Below are 24821 nucleotides of genomic sequence, written 5' to 3'. Positions count from 1 at the left end.
TGCGGAACCGTCACAGGCCACGCCCCCTGCGGTCGGACCTCTGATCGCCTTCCCGCGACGCGGAACGGCGCGGCTGCGGGACCTTCCCGCCGGAGGCGCGCGCGACCGCCCCGCGGAGCCCCGCCGCGGCGCCCGGATGACGTTGTCCGGGTGCCAGGGCCTCCGGAGCCGACGCGGGAACGTGGGCGGTGACGTCCGCCGACAGGAGACCCGCCCGCAGTTCCGCCCTGGCGAGCCGGTTCCTGAACCCGCTGAGGCTCGTCCGCTCGCGCTCGCGGTCCTTCCGGAGCAGCGAGCGCAGTTCACCACGGGGCCTGCCGGTGCCCAACAGGCCCTCCAGCTCCTTCCTCCGCTGATCGAGTTCCTTCAGGCGGTCCGTTCGCGCAGCCTTGATCTCCGGTCGGGCGGCCCGCGCGTCCGCTTCGGCCCTCTCGGAGTCCTCGGCGCACAGGGCCTCGACCCGCCCCACCCTGGCGGCGCTGTCTGCGCGGATCTCGTCGACGAGGGCCCTCCCCTCCGCCGAGGCGATGCCGACGAGCCGCTCCCGTTCCCGCTCGGCGGCTTTCAGACGCCCGGACGCCTCGGTGGGGGCGAGGGTGAGTCCTCTGCTCCTCGCACCGCGGATCAGCTCCCTACCGGTGGCGTCCGCGCGCTCCACGAGATCGTCGGCCTCGGAGCGCGCGGCCCGGACCGCGGTCGCCCCTCGCTCTCTCTCGGCACGGACCAGGGCCTCACCGCCCCGGCGGACCCGGTCCACGTGCCCGTCGATCCTTATGCTGCTCTCCACGCCGGCCATGTACGACCGGGTCCGTGCCTCCGCGATTTCCCTGAGCCGTCTTCTGATCCGCATGTCCTGCATCGTGCGACCCTTGGCGTTGTCGTCACCGGCGTCCGGCGGGGGTCCGTGCGGGGCCCGCGCTCGCTCCGCGGCAGTCCTTTCCGGGAGTGGTCGTGCTTCACCGTCGGCCATGGCCTGGTCCTTCCGTGGGGGGTGGGTTCCGGTGGGCACCGCCGCGCTCCGGCCCCCTCCGCGACGCGAGCAGTCGTCGGTGCGGCTGTCGCCGATGCGCAGAGGTGGTCATGAGGCGCCCCTCCCCCTCCTGGGAGCGGGAACCCGCGCCGGGGTGCGGCGCGGCGCGGGGACCGCCCTCCCGCGGTTGCGTCCGAACGCTCCGCCGAGCCGCAATCCGGGGTTGTGCCCGGCCGCCCCGCCGAGCCGCAGCCCGGGGCTGCGCAGTCGGGGCCGGGTAACCGTCGCGGCAGGTCCGGCCGGTGCGGTGCGCACGGGCGCCGGGGCGGGGCCCAGGCTCCGCTCCGCCGCCGAGACCCGGCCCCGGAACCTCCGGGTGGCCTCCCGACCCTGCCGGTGGTCCGCGCGCAGGCGCGCGTGCAGGGCGCGCGGCGTCAGGCGCTGACCGCGCAGGTCCCGCACCTCGGAGGCCCTGCGGTCGAGGTCCGCCAGGCGCTCCGTGCGCGCCGCGCCGACCTCCCGCAGGGCCGCGCCCGCCCGTGCCACGGCCTGCCGGTTGTCACGGTCGCGGTCGGTCCGGGCCCGGGCCACCTCGGCGTCGGCGGACGCGCGGACCCGGTCGACGAGGGCGTTCGCGCGCTGCTCGGCCCGGGCGACCCGGCGGTCCCGGGCCTCCCTGGCATCGCTTACGCGCTCCTCGAGCTGCTCCTGGGGGAGGTTGCGTGCCTCCCAGCGGGCGCGCCGGACACCGGCCTCGCCGGTCCGGCGCGCCTGGTCGGTGAGCCGGTCGGCCCGCTCCCGGACCGCCCCGACCCGGGCGGCACGGCGCTGCATGGCCTCCCGGACCCGGGCGTCGCCGTTCTCGCGAACGGCGGCCACGTGGGACTCAATCCGGCCCAGGGCCTTCTCCGCCTGCCTGTCGGTCCTCTTCTTCGCGCGTTCGATGGACCTGAGCCGCGACCTGATCCGCAGGCGCTCCATCGGGCGGCCCCGCCTGAGCGACCAGCGCAGCGCCAGGAAGGAGAGCCGGAAGGCGAACCGCGAGAGCCGGAACAGCGCCTCGGACAGGGCCCTGAGCACCGCCCCCAGCAGCTGGAGCACCCAGCCCGTGAGCCTGTTCAGGTCCTTGAGCGCGGCGACGGTCTCCGGGGCGACCTGTCCGCCGCCGTCCGTGGACGACGGGGTGGCCGGGGCACCTCCGGAAGAGCGGGGGGCCAGCCCCTTGGCCTCCCCCGCCAGGGAGGAACCGCTGCGCTCCCGGTCCCGGGAGGGTACGCGCTCCGGCGGCTGCGCCGCGTCGGCCTCGGACATGTCCTACTCCCTCTCCGCGGCGGCCGCGGCACTGCGGCGGCCGCCGTAGCGCTTGCGGGCCCCGCTGGTGATGAGCGCTTCCGCGGCCTTGATCTCGGCGGAGATCAGGGGGGCGCGGCGGTCCCGGTACCACGGGAGCATCCGCAGGATGGTGGGCTTGGCGGCGGTGGCGAAGAGCAGGCAGTCGCCCTTGTCGATGCGGCGGATGTCCGAGCCCTGGAGGATCTCCTGCCGCCGCAGCTGCACCGAGTGGTTGCCCTTGCCCTCGCCGTAGCTGAACGACGTGGTGGACACGTCGTGCTGGCCGACGAGCTTGGACAGGGCGTCGACGATCTTGTGGTCGTCGAGTCCTGCGCCGAACACCTTGACCGTGGCGGCGGACCACATCGCCTCCATGCCGTTCTCCGTCCACACCCGCACGCCCTGGCGGTGGCTCTGGAGGATGGTGACCGGCACGATGCCCCGCGACCCCAGGTGGGAGTACATGTCGGGTAGGTCGGCGATCTTGCAGATGTTCGCGGCCTCGTCCAGGACCGCGACCAGCGGCGGGTCCAGGCGCCCGCCCTGCGCCTCGGAGGCCTGCTCCCCGGCGAGGAAGATCGCGTCCGTGAGCGCCGCGATGAGCGGGGCGGAGGCCGCCCGGGACTTGCTGAGCAGGTGCAGGGTCTGCCGGGTGGTGACGAAGGTACGCGGCTCGAACCGCGGGAAGGGGTCGCCCTCCTGGGGCGTCACCCACCGCATGATCTCGGGGTCGTCCAGGCAGCGGGCGGCGGTGCGCGCGGTGGTGTAGATGCCGTCGCGGGTCTCGGCGACGATGTTCTGCGTCTCGCGCAGGGCCTCGGCGTAGGCGGTGAACCCGTGGTCGAACAGGACGTCCACCGGCTGCGGGAGCTTGGTGTCGTGCAGCCACTCGCCGACCTCGCGCAGCGACCGGCCGTCCAGCGCGGCGGCCAGGATGAGCTGGGAGAGCAGGGCGCGGGCGGCGGGCCCCCACATGTCCTTCTTGGAGTCGTCGTCGATGGTGAGGACGAAGTGCCCGGCGAGCCGGTAGGCGTCCTCCACCCCGCGCACCTCCGCCAACGGGTCCCACCAGAACTCCTGCTCCTGGTGGGTGATGTGCTGGGGGTCGAACAGCCACACGCGCTCGCCCGTGGTCCGCTGCCGGATCGCCGCCGTCGCCGACCAGACGTCGGCCTTGTTGCTGGTGGCCAGGGCGGCCCCGGGCGCGTCCAGGACGTAGGGGATGGCCATCGCGGTGGTCTTGCCCGCCCGGGGGGCCATGAAGGCGAGGACGGTGTCCTCCCACGAGGCGAACAGGCGCTTGCCCACCCGGTCCCCTCCCATGCGGACGTCCCCGAGGGCCAGGCCCACGTCGGCGTCCCGGAGCGACCGCCCCCGGGACCCGCCGAGGGAGCGCCGCCGCAGGCGGACGGCCTTGTCGGCGGCCTCGGGGCGGGCCAGCTCCGAGACGGTGTCGTTGTCCTTGTTCAGGGCGCCGACCGCGTCCGGCTGCCCGTACAGGGCGTCGCGCAGGCGGGCCAGGACCCACCACACGGCGGCGGCGGACGCGGTGGCCAGGAGGGTGAACACCAGCAGGACCGGGACCGTGGGCACGCCCGGCCACACCGCCGTGGTGTCCCGCATCAGGAGGGAGTAGGCCCACAGGGGGCCGAAGGGGGTCACCGTCCCGCCCAGCACCGCCGCCACGACGCGGGCGGCCAGCCAGAACAGGAAGAACAGCCCGACCACGCCCCAGAGCGCGAGCAGGACCAGCAGGGGCGGCGCGCCCGCCGCCGCCACCCCGCCCTTCACCTGGTACCTCGGACGTTCACGGGCCACGGTTCACTCCCTCCGGATCGCCTGGTCGGTGTCGTACAGGGTGAGCTCGTCGCGGGTGAGCGTCATCTGCACCGGGATGCCCAGGCGCTCCGCACCGGTCTTGATCAGGTACTTGCCGCGTCCCGGGTGGCGGGCTCCGGGCTGCCAGGAGTCGGGGGAGGACCAGGAGGAGACCAGGCCCTGCTCGGGGGCGGTCATCGGGGTGATGCGGTTGACGGCCGCGAGCTCGCGCGGCGGCAGGCCCGCCAGGACGGTGATGGCGGAGCGGTCCACGAACCCGCGCGCCTTGGCCCGGTCCTCCTCGGTGGCCAGGGCCTCCAGGTCGTTGAGGGAGTGCGTCACCATGACGGAGGCCATGCCCTTGGAGCGGTTGAGCCGGGTCAGCGAGTCGGCGAACTCGACCAGGCCGGGGGCTCCCCGCAGGGCCCGCCACAGCTCGTCCATGACCCCGATGTAGGAGCGGCGCCGGATGACGCCGTGCTCGGAGAGGACCGCGGCCGCGTCCACCATGCCGAAGCCGTAGCTCCACGTGCACAGCATGGCGGCGGTGAGGAGCTTGTCCCCGGCAGCCCCCACGCGGGAGATGTCGACGCTGATCCCCGGCGCCTCCAGGTCGAGCGGGGTGGTGGTCTCGCCGTCGAAGACCCCGGCCAGGGAGCCCGTGCACAGCAGGCGGAGGGTGAAGACGAGGTCGTCGACGCGCTTGTCGTACTGGTCCCGGGTGTCGGCGCGGGCGAACGACCGCAGCGAGTCGGGCCCCTCCTCCACGACGTTGAGCACGTCGATGACGGTGGGCTGGCGCCGCCCGGCGAGCCGCTCGTCCAGCAGGTCGATCGCCGCGCCGAGCACGACCTCCTCGGAGTTGGCGATCCGCCCCTCGCGGACCAGGGTGCACAGCGCCATGAGCAGGGAGATCCGGCGGGAGCGCACCTCCCAGCGCAGCTTCTCCCGCTCCAGGTCGGTGAGCCGCCCCATGACCTGGCCCAGGGGGCCGGCGTCGAGCGGGTTGATCCGGTCCAGGCCCCGCCCGATGCGCACGACCTGGCCGCCGAGGTGGGCGATGAGGTCGCTGTAGTCGGGCTTGGTGTCGCCCAGGATGATCGCCTGGGAGCCGAACGCGACGGCGCCGGTGACCAGCCGCTTGACGAACGTCGACTTGCCCGTGCCGGGCTGGCCCAGGACGAAGCACCCGGGGTTGGTGATCAGCCCCGCGCGCAGCCACGCCATCGGGTCCAGGCAGACGACCTCGCCCGAGAGCAGGTCGCGGCCGATGGGGGTGCCGATGGCGGGCGGCTTGCTGCTCGTGACGAAGGGGAACAGCCCGCACGCCTGGGCGGTGGTCGCCTGGTACTCGACGACGTTGGGGATGTTGGGCGAGGCCCCGCCGCCCCGGTGCCGCCAGCCGAGCAGGGGGGCGATGACCTCGCGCTCCCGCTCCGCCGAGCGGTCGGGGGCGGCCGCCTCCTGCTGCCGCCTGCGCTTGACCCTCCTGCGCTCCTCGCGCTGCTGGCGGCGCTCCTGCGCCCCGCTCTGCCGGTCCACGATCGACATCGGTCGCCTCCTAACCCATACCGCGCTGGACGAGGAACGGCGGGCACACGCCCAGGGGCAGCGTCGTGGCGAAAGCGACGTCCTGGCTGCCCCAGGCCCGGCGCAGCCGGATCCGGGAGGTCTCGGCCGCCGACTCCGTGTGCGCGATCGCCTGCTGCATCCTCTGCTCGTCGTCGACGGTGGCCGTCGTGTACAGGCTCACCTGCACCAGCCCGGCACCGCGCGTCTCCTCCTGGGCCGCCTGCCGGGCGTAGGCCAGGTCCTGCCGGTCGCGGGCGCTCACCCGGTGGCGCACCCGGTAGGACAGCTCGCTCTTGTACTGTGCGGCGGCGTTCTGCGCCTCCAGGGCGCGCGCAGCCGCGGCCGCCGGCCAGGGGCGGAACAGCAGGGTGGTGCGCTTGACCCAGCGGGTCGGCGCGAGCAGTTCGGCGAGCACCGTGCTGGTGACGTGGGTGCGCGGTGCCTCCTGCCAGATCCAGGAGACGCTCGTGCCGCTGTCGTGGGTGTAGCGGTCGTGGTGGGCCTCGGCCTCGACCGGGGTGGCGTCCGTCCAGTCGACGCTGCCGATGTCCCCGGGGGTCTTCTGGAGCAGGGAGCTGAGGTCGTTGAGCGCCGTGGGGTCGTAGGCCGAGCGCACCATGGCGACGAGCTGCTCCGGGGTGGCCCGGCCCAGGACCGAGACGCCCGACCCGGCCAGGGAGGTCTCGATCTGGTTCAGGTACCCGTTGATCTCCACCGCGGCCTGCATGCGGTCCTTGGGGGCGGTGGGGAACTTCCGGGGGTCGTAGGTGATGCTGACCCGGGTCTCCACCTGGGCGCTGACGGTGGGCGCGTTGACGACGAGGTCGTGCATGATCTTGCGGGCGGCCTCGGGGGAGGCCGGGTCGATCTCCGCCTCGACCCGGTGGCGCAGCGCGCTGCCCGGGTCGGGCCGGGACTCGACCGTCACCGTCACCCACTGGACCCACGGCATGTATCCGAGGGAGGCCAGCCACTGGTGCCAGCCCGCCACCCAGGTGTCGACGTCGGAGGGCTCGGCGAGCCACACCGAGTTGGACGACACCAGGACCGTCGCGGTCATGTGGCCCAGCCGCCGGTTCCACGCCAGCCCGAACCGGCCGCCGCGGCCGTCCTCGCAGGAGAGCAGGGTGACGGGGGCCAGGACACCGGGGAGCTGGAAGGCGCGCGGGTGCTCGACCATGACTCCGGCGCGGTAGCGGGTGTGGCCGAGCACCTTGGCCCACCACCAGCGCAGCCGGGTGAGCAGGAAGGCGAGCAGGGACTCGCCCTGCACGGGCACCGCGGCCAGCACGAACGCCACCACCATGACCGGCAGCAGGTACAGCGCCAGGCCCGGCGCGAACAGGCCGGACAGCATCAGCAGGATGAGCCCCGCGAAGAGGAAGAGGGTGGCGGTGAGGCCGAGACCGAAGAGCCCGATGCTGCGGCGCTTGCGCCATCCCCCGTACGTGCGAACCACTCAGCCCACCCCTCCCCCGACTCCGTCGGGCATCTCTGCGCCCCCGGCTCCTCCGGGTCCGCCCGGATCCCCGTTTCCTCCTGCTCCCCCGGTCCCGCCGGAGGTCCCCCCGGTCTCCGGGACCGCCCCGTCGGAGGTGCTCCCCCCGTAGGAGCCGTCGCCCCCGTAGGAGCCGCCCCCTGACGAGGATCCGTCGGCGGCCCCGGGTGCGGACCCGCCGCCGTCGCCGCCGTCCGCGGCACCGGTCGCCGAGGTATGGCTCTGCTCCGAACCGGTGACCGTGGAGTCGACCGTCCCGGAAGCCCCGGAGGCGGTCGTCCCCGCCGTGTCGGAGCCCGGGGAGCCGGACGGGTCCGAGGCCCCGGCGGCGGTCGGGTCCCCGTCGGCCGTCGCGGCTCCCGGGTCCCCGGTCCCGCCGAGGGTTCCGCCGTCCAGGGCCCCGGTGCCGCCGGAGCCGCCGCCCGCCGAGCCCTGGGTGCCGAGGGCGTCCCGGTCCGCGGCGCCGCTCGGCGGTCCCCCCTGGGTACCGCCGCCGTCCCCCTCGCCGAGGTTCCGCGACAGGCTGGCGGCGCGCTCGTTGGCGCCGGCCGCCGCCTGGGGGGAGGGGGAGGGAGGGCCGCCCATGGTGCCGCCGCCGACGCCCTCGGGAGCACCGTTGCCGGCCGAGGAACCGCTGCCCTCGCCGCCGCCACCGCCGCTCCCGCCGCCGCCACCGCCGCCCAGGAGGGATCCGGCACCGCCGGTGGCGAGTGCCATCATCCACAGGGCGGGGGAGCTCATCAGCTTCATCAGCACGGGCAGCGCGCCCGTCGCGAGGAGCATGACGCCCGCGGCGAGGAGGTAGCGGGACAGGTCGTCGCCGGAGGAGCCGTCGGTTCCGAGGATGACCAGGCCCGCCAGGTAGATCACCAGCAGGAAGGGCTTGTAGAGCAGGCAGGCGAAGAGCCAGCCGATGACCTTCGAGAAGATCTGCACGCCGGGGATCAGGGTGCTGGCCGCGGCCAGCGGGAGCAGGCAGGCGATCAGGTAGACGACGGCCTCGAGCAGGGAGAGGACGATCATCTGCGCGTTGAGGCCGATCATCACGGCCAGGCCGACGAGGAGGGTGACAGCCTGGCGGGCGGGCTCGTTGTCCGTGAAACCGAGGTCGCCGAGCTCGGAGCCCACCCGGATGATGCTGGGGTAGACCTCGATCGCCGTGTACATGAAGTTGCGCTCCATGCCGTCGTGCCGGAAGGTCACGCTGTCGGTGATCATCCAGGTCAGGCCGTTGCCGAAGTTGACGAAGGCGTACACCAGGGCGAGGCCGCCGAAGGTGGCGACGATGACGGTGAGCAGGCCGCGGACGAGGTCCATCATCGGGTCGATCCGACGGGTCCAGAGCAGGCGTACCGCCGCCAGCAGGATGCCCAGCGTCGCCAGGAAGAGGACGAGGGGGCTGAAGATGTTCTGCAGGTGCAGGACGCCCTGGTCCACGGTGGCCACGGGGCTGGTGGGCGAGCCCGCGTACTCGCCGCGCACCGGCAGGGGCCCTCCGCTGTGGATGATCAGGGCGAACAGGCGCTCGATGACGCCCTGCAGGCCTTCGGAGACCCACTTCTCCAGCGCGCTTCTCTCCATGCCCTCACCTCCTCGAAAGTCGTGGGACGGAACGGCTCGGGCACCGCCCCGGCCGGCTTCTCACTGCTCCGGGCCCACCGCCGGTCCGGCCGCCGCCGTGTCCTGTGCGGACATCAGCACGTCTCGACCTTCTCCTCGGCACTGGGGTCGGCGCTGGGGTCGGCGTCGTGTTCCCGCGCGCTCTGCGCGTCGACCATGCAGGCGAAGACCTCGCCGAGGTCCCGCTGCGTCTGGTGCCTGGATCCCTGGAGCAGGGCCGCGGCCACCGCGGCGCCCGCGACGAGCAGGACGATCCCGAGGACGACCCAGGGGAGTTCGGCCATGCCCCGGGCCGCGATCCAGGGGTCGCCGGTGAAGTTCGCGTGGATCATGCGGCCGGCGATGATGACGAGGGCGAGCACGCCGATGAGCGCCCCGAGGCCGACCAGGTAGCCGAGGACCTCGTTGCCGGAGCGCTCGAAGGACTGCATGGCGAACACGGCCGGTTCCGCCTGGGCGGCCGCCGCCGGGACCGGGCCGCCGGTCGGTCCGCTCATACGCCGACCAGCGTGGTCACGACGGGGACGGCGACCAGCATCAGGGAGACGCCCATGATGGTCCAGACGACACCGCCGACGCCCTCGGCCGCAGCCTCGGAGCGGCCGAGCCTGCCGGCCACCATCTTCCCGGCCGAGTAGAGGATGCCGAAGACGCCGATGACGACGACGACACCCTGGGCCAGGTTGAGGAAGCGCCCGATGGGGTCGCCGTCGGGGCTCTGGCCGCCCATGCCTCCCCAGCCGGGCACCCTCGGCTCGGGGTCCCAGGTGACCTCGGCGGGAAGGGAGGCGGCCAGGTGGGCGGCGTCCGCGATGACCGCGAGCGCACCCGCCATCAGCCGCCGCCCACGTTGGCGACGGCCCGGATCACGGGCACGGCGACGAGCATCAGGGAGATGCCCATGATGGTCCAGACGAGGCCGCCGACACCGTCGGCGGCCAGGTCGGAGCGGCCGAACTTGCCGATGGCCATCTTCCCGGCGGCGAAGAGCACACCGATGATCCCGATGACGACGATGATGCCCTGGCCCCAGTTGATGGCGGTGCCGATGGGGTCGTCGCCCTCGTCGAAGTCGGGCAGCTTCGGGTCGGTGGTCCACCCGAAGTCCATGGGGACCATGGCCAGGTGGTGGGTCAGGTCGGCCGCGACCTGCAGGTATCCGTCCATGCTCATCCGTTCTCGTCAGCCTGCGGGGTGGGGGCGGGGGTCCCGGCCGCCGCCGTGATCCGCGCCAGGGCCCGGGACGCCTTCCTCGGCAGCGCCACCCTCGCCGCCTCGGCCGCGTCGACGTAGCGCAGCCCCGGGACGAAGGGGAAGCGGATCGGGCGCCCGGTGCGCTCGCCCACCAGGCGCAGCCGCGCCGAGGACTCGGGGGGTTCGGGGCCGGAGCCGTCGGCCACGACCACCAGGGCCGCGGGCCGCAGCCCGTTGTGCTCCAGGACGTTGACGACCTCCGCGAGCCGCGCCGTCGCGGTGATGCCGTCCCGGGAGACGAGGACCAGGGGTCGGCCGAAGACGGTGACCAGATCTCGGTCGGGCGTGTAGGACCCTAGGTCCCAGGGGGTACCGAGCAGCGCGGCCAGGGTGGTCGTCCCCGCGCCCCCGTGGCAGCCCAGGACGGCCGCCTCACCGGGGCCTCCGACGGAGGACGCAGTGGAGGCGCCGCGAACGTCATCGGCGTCGATGGTCGCCTCCTCAGGTGCTCTCCCCGGATCGCTCGGTCCGTGTCGGAGGAGGGGCGGAACCCGACGGAGTCGGAGAACGTCCCGTCACTCGGAACTTCGCGATTCACGACGTCCGAAAACCGGAGTTCTCGGACGGGGGTAACGGACGGTGATGCCGCTGGGCCGGGGCGGGGGTCGAACAGCAGGCCATATATACCGCAAGGGCATAAAACGCCTCAAGTGACCAGTGTCACATTTGTCACTCTGCGCAATGATGCCCGCCGACACCTCGCGGACAATGCGAAAAAGAAGGCCCGCCCCTCGGCCACCAAGAGGAATAGTTCGACTTCGAAGCGTGATCGCACTTGGTCGTCCCCCGCCCTTTGACGGGTGTCGCATTCGGGACCTCTTGCCCGCGAACAATGGAACACTCAAGGGTTTATGCAAAAGTTACTCATGTTCACACTGGGTCACCGCATCCGGACGCCGAAATCCATTGCCGTACCGGGAGGCCGTCTGTATGGATGTACCGGATATCCAGGAGCGGAACGGCGGGTCCGGCATGAGCGACTTCACCAGCGGTTCACGCGAGAAGGTGATCGTGATCGGGATCCTCGCGGCCCTGGTCATCGCCCTCGTCCTGCTGTTCCGGCAGCTCATGGGCGGTTCCGAAGCGGAGGGGCCCGACCCCGGGACCGCTCCGCAGGCCCCGGCGGCACAGGGCTCGGGGGAGCCCGTGGGCGACGTCCTGGCGCTCATGCCCCACTCCGAGGACGAGCTCACGGCGGGCGCCGAGACCGCCCGGGACTTCGTCACCGCCTACAGCGAGGTGCGGCCCGAGGAGACCGACGAGGAACGCCTCGCCCGGCTCTCCCCCCTGATCGCCGAGGACTTCTTCGGCACCGTGGAGGACCTCGTCCTGGGCGCCCCCCACAGCGCCGCCGTGCGCGGGACCCCCCCGGAACTGCGGGTGTCGGCGACGGTGACCGCGATCCGCCACATCGGCCCGGACTCGGTGATCTTCGAGGTGGACGCACGCTTCCTGAGCGAGACCGGCGACGACGGCGGCAACGACCCCGTGGCGTACGCGGTCACCGTGGTCCCCGGAGAGGGCGGCTGGAAGGTCTACGCCTTCCAGGGCGCCGAGGTCGGCAACGAGGGGGAGGCACTCTGATGGCGGACATCCGGGGGATCGCCGGGCGCCTGTGGACGCGGGCCCGCAGCCTCCTGCTGCCCGGCGCAGGGCGCGACGGGGACCGGGGATCGGCCTCCCTCCCGCAGGGCGGCGCCGCACGGGTGGGCGGGGGCGTCACCGCACTCGCCGTCATGGGGGGCATCGCCTACGCCGCGACCATGTGCGGCCCCGTCGGAGGTGTCTCGGCGAGCGGCTTCGACGGAGCGGGCTCCACGGGCGGCGTGGTCCAGGCCTCCGCCGTGTCACCGTCCTCGGGCGACACGATCGAGATCAGCACGTACAAGAGGGGCGGAGGGACCCTGGGCGTCACGGTCGCCGTCCCCGAGAACATCCTGCGCATCCACCGCGCGGCCGCCGACGCCTACGGCCTCCCCTGGGAGCTGATGGCCGCGATCGGCGCGATCGAGACGCACAACGGCCAGTACATCTCCCGCGACCCCACCTGGCACTCCGGCCTCATCGAAGGGCAGCGCAATCCCTACGGAGCCGCCGGGATCGTCCAGTTCGGGGTCCAGGACCCGGTCACCGGACAGGTCGGCGGGCGGCTCGGCAGCGCCGGCAACGCGTGGGGCGGCAAGCCCAAGGAACCGGTCGCGGACCGCCGCTGGCACTACGAGGTCGGTGAGATGCCGGCGAACCCCCGGTACTTCGGCATCGACGGCAACGACGACGGGATCGTCAACGTCTGGGACCCGTGGGACAACATCACCTCGGGGGCCTTCCGGATCGCCTACTACGCACGCCAGGCCGAGGACCGCGGATCGGGTGCGGTCTGCGGGCGGAGCGACCTGAGTCCCATGGAGTGCACGGTCTTCAAGCACAACCCCGCCAAGTGGTACGTCGACCAGGTGATGGCGGTGGCCCGGTACTACCAGAACTCCGGTATCGCCCCGACCTCGCCCTCGCTGAACATCGTCAACGCCTCCGCGGCCTCCTCGGCCTCGGCCCGGGACTGCGAGGAGCAGGCGGGCGTGTCGCAGTCCGCGTTCCTGGGCAGCGCGGGTCCCGCGCACCGGGCCGCCGTGGAGTTCGCACGGAGCAAGATCGGCACCCCCTACGTGCTGGGTGCGACCGGGCCCGGCGCGTACGACTGCTCCAGCCTGGTACAGGCGGCCTGGCGGGCGGCGGGGGTGACCATCCCGAGGACCACCTGGCCGCAGTGGCTACCGGACGACCCCGGCCATGTGTACACGGGTGCGACGACCGAGCGGATGCAGGCGTCCGCCCTGCTGGGGGGCGCCACCGGAGCGGCCGCGATGGAGCGGTTGGAGGACCGGCTGCAACCCGGCGACCTGCTCTTCTTCCACACCATCTCCTCCCAGCGGAGCCCGTCCCACGTCGGCATGTACGCCGGCGGGGGGATGATGATCCACGCGCCCGGAACAGGCCGCTTCGTCGAGGAGGTGCCCCTCTCCGGCCGCCTGGGCAACTTCGTCGGCGCCCTGCGGATCAACCCGACCTCCGCCGGAAGCCCCGACACCTTCGACGCCTGACAGCAGCACCCCACCGGAACACCGGGCTCCACGGAAAGGGATGATCAACCATGGTCGCTTTTCTCGCACCGCTCGCCTGGGCGGCGGGCGGCACCGCCCTCCGCTGGGTCGGCCAGCGGGTCGTCATGGCGGGCGGAAGCCGGGCCGTGTCCTTCCTGGGTTCCCGCGGCGCGACCTGGCTCGCCGCCCGGGGCGGCTGGAAGGGCCTGGCCAAGGGCATCGGCAGCGGCGTGCTCGGCTTCGGCCTGGGCGCCCTCAAGCTCGGTGCCGCCGCCGTGCCCGCCCTGGCGGGCCTGGCCGCGAGCGCCGGGGCCGGTGTGCTGGGCGCGGCCGGTGCCGCGCTCAGCGGCGCCACCGGCCTGCTCGGCATGCTGGCGGGCGCCTTCGAGGGCGCGGCGTCGGGGCAGTCGTACGGCATGTCCGGACCGGCACTGCGGGGCAGGGGCAGGGGCGCCAAACCGCTGCACGCTTGACCCCGGCCCCGGCGCGCCCGCACCCGCGCCGGGGCCGACCCCGCCTCCCCTTCCCCACCAGCCCTCGGAAACCGCACTGTGAACACGTACGCCGCCTCGGCCCCCGTCCTCCCGTTGACCATGGACGACGCGGTCATCCGCGCCGACCGGTTCGACGGCATCGCCGCCTCCGTCGAGACCGCCCTGCTGGGCAAGTCCGAGGTCGTGCGCCTGGCCCTGGTCGCCATGCTGTGCCAGGGGCACGTCCTCCTGGAGGACGTGCCCGGCACCGGCAAGACCACGCTGGCCCGCGCCGTCGCGGCCGTCGCGGGCGGTGACTGGCGGCGCGTCCAGTTCACCCCGGACCTGCTGCCCTCCGACGTCACCGGGGTCACGATCTTCAACCAGGCCACCCGGGAGTTCGAGTTCCGGCCGGGCCCGGTGTTCGCCAACGTCGTCATCGCCGACGAGATCAACCGGGCCTCGCCCAAGACGCAGTCGGCCCTGCTGGAGGTCATGGAGGAGCAGGCCGTCACGGTGGACGGAGTGCGGTACGCGGTGCCCTCCCCGTTCCTGGTCGTGGCCACCCAGAACCCCGTGGAGATGTCGGGCACCTACCGGCTGCCCGAGGCCCAGCTGGACCGGTTCCTCATGCGCCTCTCCCTGGGCTACGCCGACGCGGCCGCGGAGATCGCCATCATGCGCGGGGACGCCCTCACCTCCCCCGAGGACCTGAAGCCGGTCCTGGACGAGGAGGACACGCGCCGGCTCCGCGAGGACGCGCGCCGGGTGTTCGTCCACGACTCCGTCTACGAGTACATCCTGCGCATCGCCCACGCCACCCGCGGCCGGGCGGAGCTGAGCGTGGGCCTGTCGACCCGCTCCACGGTGGCGATGGCGCGGACGGCGCGGATGTTCGCGCTCGTCTCCGGGCGCCCCTACGTGGAGCCCGAGGACGTCAAGTACCTGGCCCGGGCGGTCTGGGCGCACCGGCTGGTCCCCTCCCCCGAGGCGTCCATCGGCGGACGGGGCGGGGCCGACGTGCTGGAGGAGATCCTCCGGGACACCCCCGCGCCGCCGCCGGGCCGCCCGGCGAGCCCGGCGGCCGGCTGATGCCGACCGCACGGGGCCTGGTCGTCGCCGCGACCGGGGTCCTGCTGCTGGTGCTCGGTGTCCTGTCCGAGTACCAGGAGCTGGCCCTGCTCGGGGGCGTGGCCGTGGCGGCGGTCGTCCTGGCCGTGGTCGCGGTGGGGCGGCCCGCGGCCGTGGCCGTGGAGCGCTCCCCCTCCGCGGTCCGCACGTCCCCCGGTACAGCCGTGGACGTGCGGCTCTCCCTGCGCAACACCGGGCGGCGCGCCGTCCGCGCGGCCGACCGCGTGAGCGGCCACCGGGGCGAGCAGCCCGTCCGGCCGCGGCGGCTGGCGGGCCGGGCCACCGCCGAGGTCCACTACCGGTTCCGGCCCGGCCGGCGCGGGCTCGTCCGGCTGGGCCCGCTGCGCGCGGGCCGCTCCGACCCGCTGGGGCTGGCCGCCGCGCACCGCGACCACGGGGACACCGACCTGGTCTGGGTCCACCCCCGGTGGGAGCCGCTCGGCTCGGTGCCGGTCGGCCGGCGGGCCGACCCCGACGGGGAGGCCGACGGCGCGCCCTCCGGGGCGCTGACCTTCCACACCCTGCGCGACTACGTCTTCGGCGACGACCTGCGGCACGTCCACTGGCGCAGTTCGGCCCGGCTGGACCGGCTCGTGGTGCGGGAGTACGTCGACGTCTCCCAGCCCCGCCTGCACGTCCTCGTCGACGACCGCCCCACCCCGGGCGGCGAGGACCGGCTCGACGAGGTGGCGAGTGTGGCCGCGTCCCTGGCGGGGACCGGTGTGGGCGCGTCGATGCACTGCGAGCTGTGGCTGGTGAGCGGCCGGGGGCGGGACTCCGCGGGCGGGCTGCCGCCCCTGCTCGACCTGTTGGCCGAGGCGGTCCCGACACCGGACGCCGACCTGACCGGGGCGCTGCGGCTGGCCCGGTCCCGGCCCGCCGGGGACACCGCGATCCTGGTCTCGGGCGCGCTGGACACCGCCGACCTGCGGTCGTTCGCACGGCTGGAGCACCACTACTCCTCCCTGGTCGCGATCGTCGTCGGTGCGCGGGAGCGGCCGGTCGCCCCGCCGGCGGTGACCCTGCTCACCGCCGGGGACGCCCGGGGTTTCGCGGAGCACTGGAACGGGGCGCCATGGTCACGCTGACACGCGAACGCGCGGGTGCCCCCGCCGGCGGGGGCCGCCCGGCGACGCGGCGGCTCCTCGCCGGCGGGGGCCTGACCCTGGCCGCCTCCGCCGGAGGCGTCGCGCTCGCCCCCGGCTACGCGACACCGGTGCCGGTGCAGGTGGTTCTGCCGCTGTGCGCGCTGCTCGCCGTGGCGGTGACGCTGGCGGCGCGGGCGCGGCTGCGCCCGTCCCTGGTGGTCCCGGTCGGGCTTCCGCTGCCGCTGGCGGCCGTGGTGGTCTGCGCGGCCGTGCTCCCCGGCCAGGGGACGGGGGTGGTCGACTCGACGGTGGAGGCGCTGCTGCACTCCGGCGCCCGCATCCTGACGAGCGCCGCACCCACACCGCTCAGCGTGGACACGCTCACCGCGCCGCTGCTGGCGACCTGGCTGGCCGGGGTCGGCTCGGTGCTGCTCTGGCACGGGCGGCGACCGGTGCTGGCGATCCTTCCGGGCCTGCTGTGGCTGGTGGGCGCGGTGGTGCTCAACGGCCCGGTGGCGCCGCCGGGGTTCCCCTCGATCGGGCTGGTGGCGGTCGCCTCGGTCCTGCTGATGTCGGCCGCCTCCGACGGGCGCCCCCCGGCCGGGGCGGCGCCCGCCGACCTGGAGGTCGAGGACGGCGGCCCCGGAACGGCGACGGGCGGGCGCGCGGGCCGGGTCGTGACGACCGGGCTCGTGACCGTGCTGGCGGCCGCCGTCACGGTGTTCGGCGGGCCGGTGCTGCTCGCGGGCTGGGAGACCCGGCCGCACGACCCGCGCGAGGCCCTCACCCCGCCGATGGCTCCCGAGGCGGCGCTCAACCCGCTCGGCCACCTCTCCGAATGGGCGGCCGCGCCGGACGGGACGCTGCTCACGGTCCGCTCCGAGGAGCCCGTCGAGCTGCGCTGGGTGGCCCTGGCGGACTTCACCGGGACGACGTGGCTGCCGGAGGGGGGCTACCGGGCCGCGGGCGAGGTGCTCCCCGCGCCGGAGCCCGCGCCGCCGCACGCCGTCCGGGTGGGCGCGGAGGTGGCCGTCGGCGAGGGCCTGCCCGGCGGATGGGTCCCGGTCGTCGGGGCCCCGCGCACGGTGGGCCTGCCCGCCGTGGGCCACGACGCCCGGTCGGGGGTCGTGGTGCTCAGGGAGGGGCCCGTCGCGGGCGCGGAGTACTCGGTCGCCGGCGACGTGGGGGACTGGCGCCCGGCGGAGCTGGCCACCGCGCACGTCCCGGCGGACGAGGAGTTCGACCGGTACCGGGAACTGCCCGCGGGGGCCCCGCCGGTCCTGAACGACGTGGTCGCGGCGGTCGCCGGGCAGGGGCCGCCCTACGAGCGGGCCAGGCTCATCGCCGAGTACCTGCGGGAGTCCCACCACTTCTCCGCGGAGAGCCCGGGCGGCCACGGGTACGCCCACATCGCGCAGGTCCTGGCCCCGCCCGGGGGCCGGGGCGGCGGGGGCACGTCGGAGCAGTTCGCCAGCGCCTTCGCCGTGCTGGCCCGGGCCGCGGGGCTGCCGAGCCGGGTCGTCGTCGGCTTCGGCCCCGGGGACGAGGCGGGGGACGGCACCCGCACGGTGCGCACCGGCGACGCCGTGGCGTGGGGCGAGGTGTACTTCGAGGGCTTCGGCTGGGTGCCCTTCTCGGTGACCCCCGGGGAGGAGGGGCGCAACGCCCCGGAGGAGACCTCCGCCGGCACGGCCGGGGACGAGGACGGCGAGGAGGCCGAGCACCAGGGGGCGCTGGGCGGCGGGGCCGAGGGGTCGCAGGAGCGCCCGCCGGAGCGGGAGGACTCCTGGACCCGGCCGGCGCTGTTCGCGGGCGGGGCCCTGCTGTCGATCGCGCTGGCGGTCCCCGCGGCGCGGCTGCTGCGGCGGTGGCGGCGGCTGCGGGCCGGCCCGCCCGAGCGCCGGGTGCTGGGCGCCTGGTGGGAGCTGCGGGACGCCCTGCGCCAGTGCGGGGTGCCGCTCCCGGCGGGCGGGACGGTGGGCGAGACCCTCTCCGCGGCCGGGGACCTGCTGCCCGGGGCGGAGCGGTCCGGGAGCCGGGACGAACTGCTTCGGCTGGGCCGGGCGGTGAACTGGATCGGGTTCGCCGAGAACGCCCGGGTGAGCCGGGAGGCGGCGGTGCAGGCCGCCGGTACGGTGCGGCGGTGCTCGTCCGGCCTGCGCCGGACCCGCTCCCGGACGCGGCGGGCGCTGTGGTGGTTCGACCCCCGGCCGCTGTTCTGGCGGGCCGGGTGAGCACAGCCGTGGCACGGAATGCGAGGAGGGGCGGGGGATGAACGGGTCGAGGTCCGGCGCGAGCCTGGTCGAGGGGTTCCACTCCCTGGAGGTGCTGCGACGGAGCGCGAACGCCACCGTCTACCGGGCCGTCCCGGACGGCGGCGGCGACCCGGTCGTGCTGAAGGTGGTGCGCGCGGTCGGCGGCGGCCCGGCACGGCCGGAGGTGCCGGACGGCGTCCCCGGCCTGGTGCCCGTGCTCGCCCGGGGGAGCACCCGGTCGGGTCGGCCCTTCGCCGCCATGCCCCTGTACGCGGAGGGCGACTACGCCGGTCTCCTGGACCGGCGCCACCCGCTCCCGCTGCCGGAGGTGGCCCGGGTCGGGGCGGTCGCGGCCGGGGCGCTGGGGGTGCTCCACGCGGCGGGGCTGGCACACCACGGTGTGGAGCCCGCGCACCTGTTGTCGGGCGGCGGGGAGGTCGCGCTCGCCGGCCTGGACCGGGTGCGGCCGCTGGGGGACCCCGGTCCGGCACCGGACGTCGCGACGCTGCCCTACACCCCGCCCGAGGTGGTCGGGGGCGGGGCGGCGGCCCCCGCCTCGGACGTGTACCGCCTGGCCGCCGCGCTGTGGGCGCTGCTGGCGGGGCGCGCGCCGTTCGGCGACGGCCCCGGGGACCTGTTCGCACTCCGGGAGCGGGTGCTGGGATCCGTGCTCCCGCCGCCCCGGGAGGACCTGCCCGGGGCGTGGCGGGCGGTGCTGTCGCGGGCCCTGGAGAAGGACCCCGCCCTGCGCCACCCCGACGCGGCCGCGTTCGCCGCCGACCTGGCGTCGGCGCAGGCCGGGACCCCGGCGGAGCGGGCGTCGGCGGGCACGGCGCCCGCGGGGCGCGCGTGGCCCGCCGCTCCCGTGCCGGGCCCGGAGGCGGAGGCGGAGACGTCGGTGGACGCAGCGGCGCCCCCGGCGCCCGCGGGCCCGGCCGTCACGCCCGGACCGCCGCTCCCGGAATCCGCAGGGCACCCGTGGGACACCGGGTCCACGCCGGAGACGCGTGCGCCGGCGCGGACACCCGCGGGCTCCCCGGCCCCGCCGCCGGACGCACCGGCGGCGGACTCCGTGGGGGAGGCATCGGCGGCGGACGCCGTGGGGGAGGCATCGGAGGGCACGGCGCCCACCCCGCCGGCGGTGGACGAGGAGGCGCCCGGCGAGCCGCCGGCCCCGCGGCCGGCGAGCCGGGAACCCGCGGCTCACCCCACCGCCTCCCGGCCGCCGGTCCCGGGAGCCGCGGGGCGAGCACAGGGCACCGGAACCGCGTCGGCCGAGGCGCAGGACGGCCTTCCGGCTCCGCAGCCCCGGACACCGACGCGCCCGGCGCCCGCGACGCCGCCCACCGCGCCGGCGGAGGGCGCCCACGCGGAAGCCGTCGGAGCCCCCCGGCCGCCGGCCCCAGCGACCCCTGACCTCCCGCAGGCCGCCGGAGCCGCGTCGGCGGAGACCGCCGGGACACCGGCGGGTCCCGGCACGGCGGAACCGCCCGCCACGGCCCGGGCACCGCTCACGGTCCCGGGCGGGTCCGCCCCCACCGACCCCTGGCACGGCATCGCCGACCGCGCCGCCCCGAGCGCGCACGCCATCCCCGGGAGGGCGGCACCGCCGCCCTCCGCGCCGCGGCGGGACGGCGGTGGCCCCGGGGACCCGTGGCACGGCATCGCCGGCGCGGCGCCCCCTTCCCCGAAGGCGAACACGGCACCGCGCACCCGACCGGAACCGGACGACACCACCGGCGACGCCTGGCACGGTCCGGTGGACCGGCGGACGCCGGGCGGCCCGCACGACCGGGAGGACGGGTCCGCGCCGCGCTGGGGCGCCGTCCGGACCGCCGTGGTGGCGGCGGCGGTCCTCGTCACCGTCCTGGGCGTGGCCACGTTCCTCAACCCCGGCCCGGTGGCGTCCGTGCTGGGCGCGGTGGGGCTCATGTCCCGCGAGGAGCCGCCCGCGCCGGAGGGCGGCCTGCCGGAGGTGTCGGACGTCCCGACCGCCGCCGTCGCCCCGGAGGCCGCTCCCGGAGGGGTCGCCCTGGAGGACTCCGGGGACGCGGTGGTCCTGACCTGGACCGCGGCGGAGGGCGCCGGGTCGGCCCCCCACCACGTCGTGGGCGGACCGGTGGGCGACACCCCGGCCTCGCTCGCCGACGCGCCGGCGGGCACGTCCGAGGTCCGGGTGGAGGGCCTCGACCCGGGGACGGAGTACTGCTTCATCGTGATCGCCCTCCTGGGAGGGGACACGATCGCCCACTCCGAGGAGGTCTGCACCGACCGGGGCGCGGGCTGAGGCTCAGCTCCCGCAGTTGGTCCGGAAGACCGTCGCGGAACGCCCGTTGGAGGCGCCGGTGACGTCGACGCACGCACCCGGCGCCTGGACGTACACCGGACCCGTGGCCCCGGTGCCGGTGCTCCACTGCGCCCCGCCCGCGCCGTCCGATCGGCGCAGGCCGATGTCGACGGCGCCGCTGCCGATGGTCACGGCGCAGTTCTGGCCCAGATTCCTCTCGTAGAAGAGGTACATCTGGCCGCCACCCGGGATGGGCTTGGGCCACCCGCTGGCGTTCTGCGTGTACCTCTGCGCCCCCGACGCGCTCTGCGAGTTGCAGATGGCGACGGGGTCGGCGGCCTGCACAGCCGAGGTCGGGGACAGCAGCGCCACCGCGACGGCGGTCGCCAGGACACCGGCCCACGAGGCCCGGATCTTGCGACGCATCACCGGAACTCCCTTTCGCATCTGGAGGGACTGCTGGTGGAGGACTGCGCGGCAGTGCCGTCCGCGGCCAGCGCGACCACGGTGAACCCGTAGCAGCGCCCGGACCCCCCGCGCCCCATGGTGTGGGAGAGCGAGCCCCCTCCGGCGGCGTTGCCGGTCACGGTCACCGCCCCGAGCCCGCCGTCGCCGCTCGGCGTGATCCGGTACTGCGCCGCGCCCTCCACCCGGGTCCAGGTGATGGTCACGTTGGCGCCGGACACGCTGTGGCCGACGCTCGCCGGGGCGCCCAGCACGGGTTCGGGCATGGTGAGCGGCCGACTGCTCGTCGGCCCGCCGCTCACCCCGCCCTCGGTCCGCGCGGTGACGGTGAAGGTGTAGGTCTCGCCCGGGGTCAGCCCGGAGACGTCCGCGGACGTCCCGGTGGCGGTGCGGTCGCTGGGGTCGGTGCCCGAGGCCGCGTCGATGGTCAGGAGGTAGTCGTGGGCCCCGTCCACCGCCGACCAGGAGACGGTGGCGTTCTCGCTCCCGTTGGCCTGGGCCGTCACGGAGGCGGGGGCGCCCGGCGCCCGTTCGCCGGGGGTGACCTCCATGCTCTGCGCCGCCGGACCGATGCCGTGGGCGTTGACGGCCCGGACCCGGAACCGGTAGGCGGTGCCGTTGTCCAGACCGGTGATCTCGGCCGACAGCTCGTCGCCGCCGACGGTCAGCTCACCGTTGTTCCAGGTGATCTGGTACTCGTCCACCGGGGCGTCCGGGGAGTAGGCCTCCGGCCAGCTCAGGGAGGCGGAGCCGTCGCCCGCGGTGGCGGACACCGGTGTGGGGGCACCCGGCGGTGCGCCCTCCGGCTCGTCGCCGCCGGGATCGGGGGTGGGAACGGGCGGGAGCGGCTCGCCGGGGTCGGCCCCCTCGCCGGCGCCGTCGCCCTCGCCCCGGCCGCCCCGGCCCTCACCGGGCAGGTCTCCGGGTCCCGGGGCGTCCGGAACGTCCGCGGGTCCGCTGTCGCCGGGGTCGGCGGCACCCGGGCCGGGGCCCGGGTCCGTGCCCGGCTGCGGGTCGGGCTCGCCGCTGTCGCCGGGCTCGGGTGCCCCGGGTGCGGGCGCGCCCTCCTCCTGGCCCCCGAGGCCGGGCGGCGGGTCGGACTTGTCGACGATGGTGGCCCGGCCGTCGGGGTCGACCACCGCGGCGACCCCGGTGCGGGGCGAGTTGATGAACAGGCGCCCCTCCCGGACCTCCATCTCCAGGGGCCCCTCCGCGTCGGGCAGGGTGACCGGGGTGAGCTCGCCGCCCCCGGCTTCGAAGACCCTCACCATGCCCTCGTCCGCGAAGGGCACGTAGACCCGGCCCCCGTAGGCGACGGCGGTCCCGGCGCCCTCGCCGACCGAGAAGTGCGCGGTGCGGGCCGCGCCGTGCGGGTCGGCCACCGTGAGGACCTCGCCGGCCCCGGGGAGGGTGACGGCGACCAGGCCGCCCCGGGTACGGGCGGGCAGATCGGCGTCCTCCAGCGGCAGCGGGGATTCGACGGCCCGGGTGTCGCCGTCCGCCGCCACGGTGACGAGGCGGTCGCCGGTCCGGTCGACCGCGAACGCCCCCTCGTCCAGGACCGTGAGGGCGAGGTCGGCACCGGGTTCGGCGGCGGCGGCCGTCCGCTCGACGACCGCGTCCTCCCCGGAGATCTCCACGCCCACGACGGTGCCCTGGGTGGGCACACCCAGCCAGAGCGTGCCCTCGTCGTCGAAGGCGCCGCCGACCAGCGGGGCCGGGATCCGGAGCGTCTCCCCGGTGGGCTGGAGGGTGGCGGGGTCGACCGCCTTGACCTCGCCGGAGGCGCGGTCGATCACCGCGGCCCCGTCCTCGCCGAGAACGAGGTCGAAGTCGCCCGCGCCGAGTTCGAGCACCCCGGAGAAGCCCATCCGGCGCAGGTCCACCGAGGTGACCTTGCCGGTGACGGGGTCGTAGAGGAGGAGGAAGTCGTCGTTCTGGACGACGCGGATGTCGGTGCCCGCGGACTCGGGCAGCCCCGCGACCAGGTCGACCTCACCGCTGTTGCCGTTGATCCGGGCGGCCTCGCCCAGGGGGCTGGTCCACAGCCACACGGCGCCGTCGGACATCTCGTCGGCGCGTCCGAGGGCGCCGGTGCCGAGGACGGTGCTGAGCAGTGCGGCGGTGAGGACGACGACCGTCAGTCCCGAGGCGTGGGCGCGGGCCCGGTTCCGGAGGGAGCCGAGCAGGCGGCCGGCGGAGGCCGCGCGGGAGGGGCGATCCGGGACCGCGGGGGATTCGGTGGAGGGGGCCACGGTGCTGCTCTCCCTCTGACGGGGTGGCGCGTGCGGGCGGCGGGCACCGAACGGCGCCGGAGGTGCGGGGGTCGGCGCGGGGCACGGGCCGAGCAGAGGACAGGGAATTGTCTACCAGCCCCCAGGAAACCCGTCAATGCGGATTTTCATTGACGAATCGTACTCAGCTCGCCTCGTCGGAGGGGGGCGCGGAGGGGCTCTCGGAGGCCCCCTCCCCCGGTCCGTCCTGCGGGGGCGGGCCGTAGACGAAGCGCTGGCGGCCCTGGACGAGGATGGCGTGGCCGCCCTCGGTGACCGCCTCGACGTGGGCGGACAGGTCGTCGGCGACCACGTCCATGTCGCGGGCGTCCAGCACCACCTGGGAGTCGGACTCCCCGCCCCGGTCGGTGCCGTATATGAACCCGCCGTGGGCGAACGCCGGGGAGAACGAGCCGCCCTCCTCCTCCAGCCCCCACAGCGGCTCCCCGGCGACCAGGTCGATGGCGACGGCGGTGGCCGCCCCGCTGGCCTGGGGCAGCAGGAAGGTGCCGGTGACCGCGTCGTAGAGGCCGCCGGCGGGCCCGGCCGGGTCGTAGGCGCCGCCCACGGGGTTGGGGCCGGGCTCCTCCAGGGTCCACAGCAGGCCGCCGTCGCCGGGGTCGTGGGCGGAGAGCACGGAGGGGGACTCGGCACTGCTCCAGCGCACCAGCAGGACGTCCTCCCCGGTGTCCCCGTCGCCGTCGCCGGGCTCCCGGGTGTCCTCGTCCGCGGTCGCCTCCTCCTCCGGGGCTGGGAGCGGGAACAGGCCGAGCACGTGCGGTGTGGGCAGCGGGGCGAGGCCGGCCAGGCCCAGGTCCCCGTCGGTGGCACCGTCCAGGGTCCACAGCTCCTCGCCGGGCCCCTCGGGGTCGAGGGAGCGGGCGTGCAGGGCTCCGTCGCCGGAGGCGAGCAGAACGGCCCCGTCCCAGGCGGTGACCGGGACGCCGAGCCCCCGGGGCCCCTCCCCGTCCTCCCGGGCCTCCTCCGGAGCCTCCCCGTCCTCCTCCTCGGAGGGCTCCCCGGACGGCTCCGGCGGCGGGGCGGCGAACTCGTACGACCACAGCTCCCCGCCGTCGGCGGCCAGCACGGTGTACTCCCCGTACGGCTCCTCCGCGGACCACTCCCCGGGCCGGCGCACCCCGACCCCGTCCAGGTAGAGGTCGCCGGCCTCGGCGGGCTCCCACAGGGTGCCGCCCGCGGGGTCCAGGACGAAGGGGTCCCCCTCGGGACCGGACATCAGCAGTACCGGCGCACCGCCCAGGTCGGTGTCGAAACCGCGGAAGCGCGCCTCGCCCTCCCACAGGTCCGCGCCGGTGGCGGCGTCCTGGAGCAGGTGGCGGTCCTCTCCCCCGGAGCTGACCAGGAAGGAGTCGCCGACGGGGCTGATCCGTACGCCCAGCGGGTCGGCGAAGATGGTGTGGACGTCGGCGTCGTCACCGTGCAGGACCCGCAGCACCTCGCCCTCGATCCCGGGCGGGGCCTGGCCCTCGAACTCGGTGGAGACCGGCGCGGGTTCGGCCTCGGGCCCGACCGGGGCGGGCCCGGGGCCGCCGCTGCACGCGGCGGCCAGCAGCGCCGCGAGGCCGCAGGTGAGGGCCCGGGCCACCCGTGAGCTGCGCATGAACCGTTTCTCCCCACGAACGATGACGTTTACGGCAAATCCTAAGCCGGGCGTCGGCGTCCCGAT

20 protein-coding genes are annotated in these 24821 nt (G+C 75.4%); 7 read left to right on the top strand and 13 right to left on the bottom strand.

Features of this window, described 5'->3' with window-relative positions; all coding sequences use genetic code 11:
* Positions 1-10 precede the first annotated feature (10 nt).
* The 10 genes from ACSUPR_RS17965 to ACSUPR_RS17920 form a co-directional block, all read right to left on the bottom strand.
* Positions 11-970, bottom strand: coding sequence for a hypothetical protein (locus ACSUPR_RS17965; protein ID WP_436885767.1), 960 nt, complete (start codon positions 968-970; stop codon positions 11-13).
* A gap of 108 nt (positions 971-1078) precedes the next feature.
* On the bottom strand, positions 1079-2281 hold the full coding sequence (locus tag ACSUPR_RS17960; RefSeq protein ID WP_436885766.1) for a hypothetical protein: 1203 nt from the start codon (positions 2279-2281) through the stop codon (positions 1079-1081).
* Between the two features lie 3 nt (positions 2282-2284).
* Positions 2285-4120 carry a type IV secretory system conjugative DNA transfer family protein gene (locus tag ACSUPR_RS17955; RefSeq protein WP_436885765.1) on the bottom strand — a complete coding sequence of 612 codons (1836 nt, stop codon included), beginning with the start codon at positions 4118-4120 and terminating at the stop codon, positions 2285-2287.
* Positions 4121-4123: 3 nt separating this feature from the next.
* Complete coding sequence (locus ACSUPR_RS17950; RefSeq protein WP_436885764.1) at positions 4124-5671, bottom strand: hypothetical protein; 1548 nt, start codon at positions 5669-5671, stop codon at positions 4124-4126.
* Between the two features lie 10 nt (positions 5672-5681).
* Positions 5682-7151 carry an SCO6880 family protein gene (locus tag ACSUPR_RS17945; protein ID WP_436885763.1) on the bottom strand — a complete coding sequence of 490 codons (1470 nt, stop codon included), beginning with the start codon at positions 7149-7151 and terminating at the stop codon, positions 5682-5684.
* Complete coding sequence (locus ACSUPR_RS17940; RefSeq protein WP_436885762.1) at positions 7152-8771, bottom strand: hypothetical protein; 1620 nt, start codon at positions 8769-8771, stop codon at positions 7152-7154.
* Positions 8772-8884: 113 nt separating this feature from the next.
* The gene (locus ACSUPR_RS17935) at positions 8885-9307 is read right to left on the bottom strand and encodes a hypothetical protein (RefSeq protein ID WP_436885761.1); all 423 of its coding nucleotides are present in this window, start codon (positions 9305-9307) and stop codon (positions 8885-8887) included.
* Positions 9304-9645, bottom strand: coding sequence for a hypothetical protein (locus ACSUPR_RS17930; RefSeq protein ID WP_436885760.1), 342 nt, complete (start codon positions 9643-9645; stop codon positions 9304-9306). The genes ACSUPR_RS17935 and ACSUPR_RS17930 overlap by 4 nt, the downstream gene beginning before the upstream one ends.
* A complete protein-coding gene (locus ACSUPR_RS17925; RefSeq protein ID WP_255646975.1) occupies positions 9645-9983 on the bottom strand; it encodes a hypothetical protein in 339 nt (112 codons plus the stop codon). The genes ACSUPR_RS17930 and ACSUPR_RS17925 overlap by 1 nt, the downstream gene beginning before the upstream one ends.
* Positions 9980-10210, bottom strand: a complete 231-nt coding sequence (locus ACSUPR_RS17920; protein ID WP_436885759.1) for a hypothetical protein — start codon at positions 10208-10210, stop codon at positions 9980-9982. Before ACSUPR_RS17920 ends, ACSUPR_RS17925 begins: the two co-directional genes overlap by 4 nt.
* 784 nt (positions 10211-10994) lie before the next feature.
* On the opposite strand from ACSUPR_RS17920, the gene ACSUPR_RS17915 reads away from it, so the two are divergent.
* From ACSUPR_RS17915 to ACSUPR_RS17885, 7 genes are all read left to right on the top strand, one after another.
* The gene (locus ACSUPR_RS17915; RefSeq protein ID WP_436885758.1) at positions 10995-11648 is read left to right on the top strand and encodes a hypothetical protein; all 654 of its coding nucleotides are present in this window, start codon (positions 10995-10997) and stop codon (positions 11646-11648) included.
* A complete protein-coding gene (locus ACSUPR_RS17910; RefSeq protein WP_436885757.1) occupies positions 11648-13162 on the top strand; it encodes an NlpC/P60 family protein in 1515 nt (504 codons plus the stop codon). The genes ACSUPR_RS17915 and ACSUPR_RS17910 overlap by 1 nt, the downstream gene beginning before the upstream one ends.
* Before the next feature lie 50 nt (positions 13163-13212).
* Positions 13213-13635, top strand: coding sequence for a hypothetical protein (locus ACSUPR_RS17905; RefSeq protein WP_436885756.1), 423 nt, complete (start codon positions 13213-13215; stop codon positions 13633-13635).
* A gap of 120 nt (positions 13636-13755) precedes the next feature.
* Positions 13756-14727 carry an AAA family ATPase gene (locus ACSUPR_RS17900; RefSeq protein WP_436892047.1) on the top strand — a complete coding sequence of 324 codons (972 nt, stop codon included), beginning with the start codon at positions 13756-13758 and terminating at the stop codon, positions 14725-14727.
* Entirely contained in the window at positions 14727-15854 is a 1128-nt protein-coding gene (locus ACSUPR_RS17895) for a DUF58 domain-containing protein (RefSeq protein WP_436885755.1), read from the top strand. Before ACSUPR_RS17900 ends, ACSUPR_RS17895 begins: the two co-directional genes overlap by 1 nt.
* Positions 15842-18088 carry a DUF3488 and transglutaminase-like domain-containing protein gene (locus tag ACSUPR_RS17890; RefSeq protein WP_436885754.1) on the top strand — a complete coding sequence of 749 codons (2247 nt, stop codon included), beginning with the start codon at positions 15842-15844 and terminating at the stop codon, positions 18086-18088. Before ACSUPR_RS17895 ends, ACSUPR_RS17890 begins: the two co-directional genes overlap by 13 nt.
* A 37-nt stretch (positions 18089-18125) precedes the next feature.
* Positions 18126-20396 carry a hypothetical protein gene (locus tag ACSUPR_RS17885; RefSeq protein ID WP_436885753.1) on the top strand — a complete coding sequence of 757 codons (2271 nt, stop codon included), beginning with the start codon at positions 18126-18128 and terminating at the stop codon, positions 20394-20396.
* 3 nt (positions 20397-20399) lie between these two features.
* Here the strand turns inward: ACSUPR_RS17885 and ACSUPR_RS17880 are convergent, their stop codons facing one another.
* The 3 genes from ACSUPR_RS17880 to ACSUPR_RS17870 all read right to left on the bottom strand — a co-directional run bounded on the left by ACSUPR_RS17880 (position 20400) and on the right by ACSUPR_RS17870 (position 24755).
* Positions 20400-20822: a spore-associated protein gene (locus ACSUPR_RS17880; protein ID WP_436885752.1), complete on the bottom strand. Its 423-nt coding sequence runs from the start codon at positions 20820-20822 to the stop codon at positions 20400-20402.
* Entirely contained in the window at positions 20822-23116 is a 2295-nt protein-coding gene (locus ACSUPR_RS17875) for a fibronectin type III domain-containing protein (protein WP_436885751.1), read from the bottom strand. The genes ACSUPR_RS17880 and ACSUPR_RS17875 overlap by 1 nt, the downstream gene beginning before the upstream one ends.
* 163 nt (positions 23117-23279) lie before the next feature.
* The gene (locus tag ACSUPR_RS17870) at positions 23280-24755 is read right to left on the bottom strand and encodes a hypothetical protein (protein ID WP_436885750.1); all 1476 of its coding nucleotides are present in this window, start codon (positions 24753-24755) and stop codon (positions 23280-23282) included.
* Between the last annotated feature and the right edge of the window lie 66 nt (positions 24756-24821).

Origin of the sequence: Nocardiopsis dassonvillei (genome assembly GCF_964273065.1) — a bacterium.
Lineage (GTDB): Bacteria > Actinomycetota > Actinomycetes > Streptosporangiales > Streptosporangiaceae > Nocardiopsis > Nocardiopsis dassonvillei_B.
The sequence above is the reverse complement of the archived record's forward strand: the minus strand, read 5'-3'. Positions and strand labels throughout refer to the sequence as shown.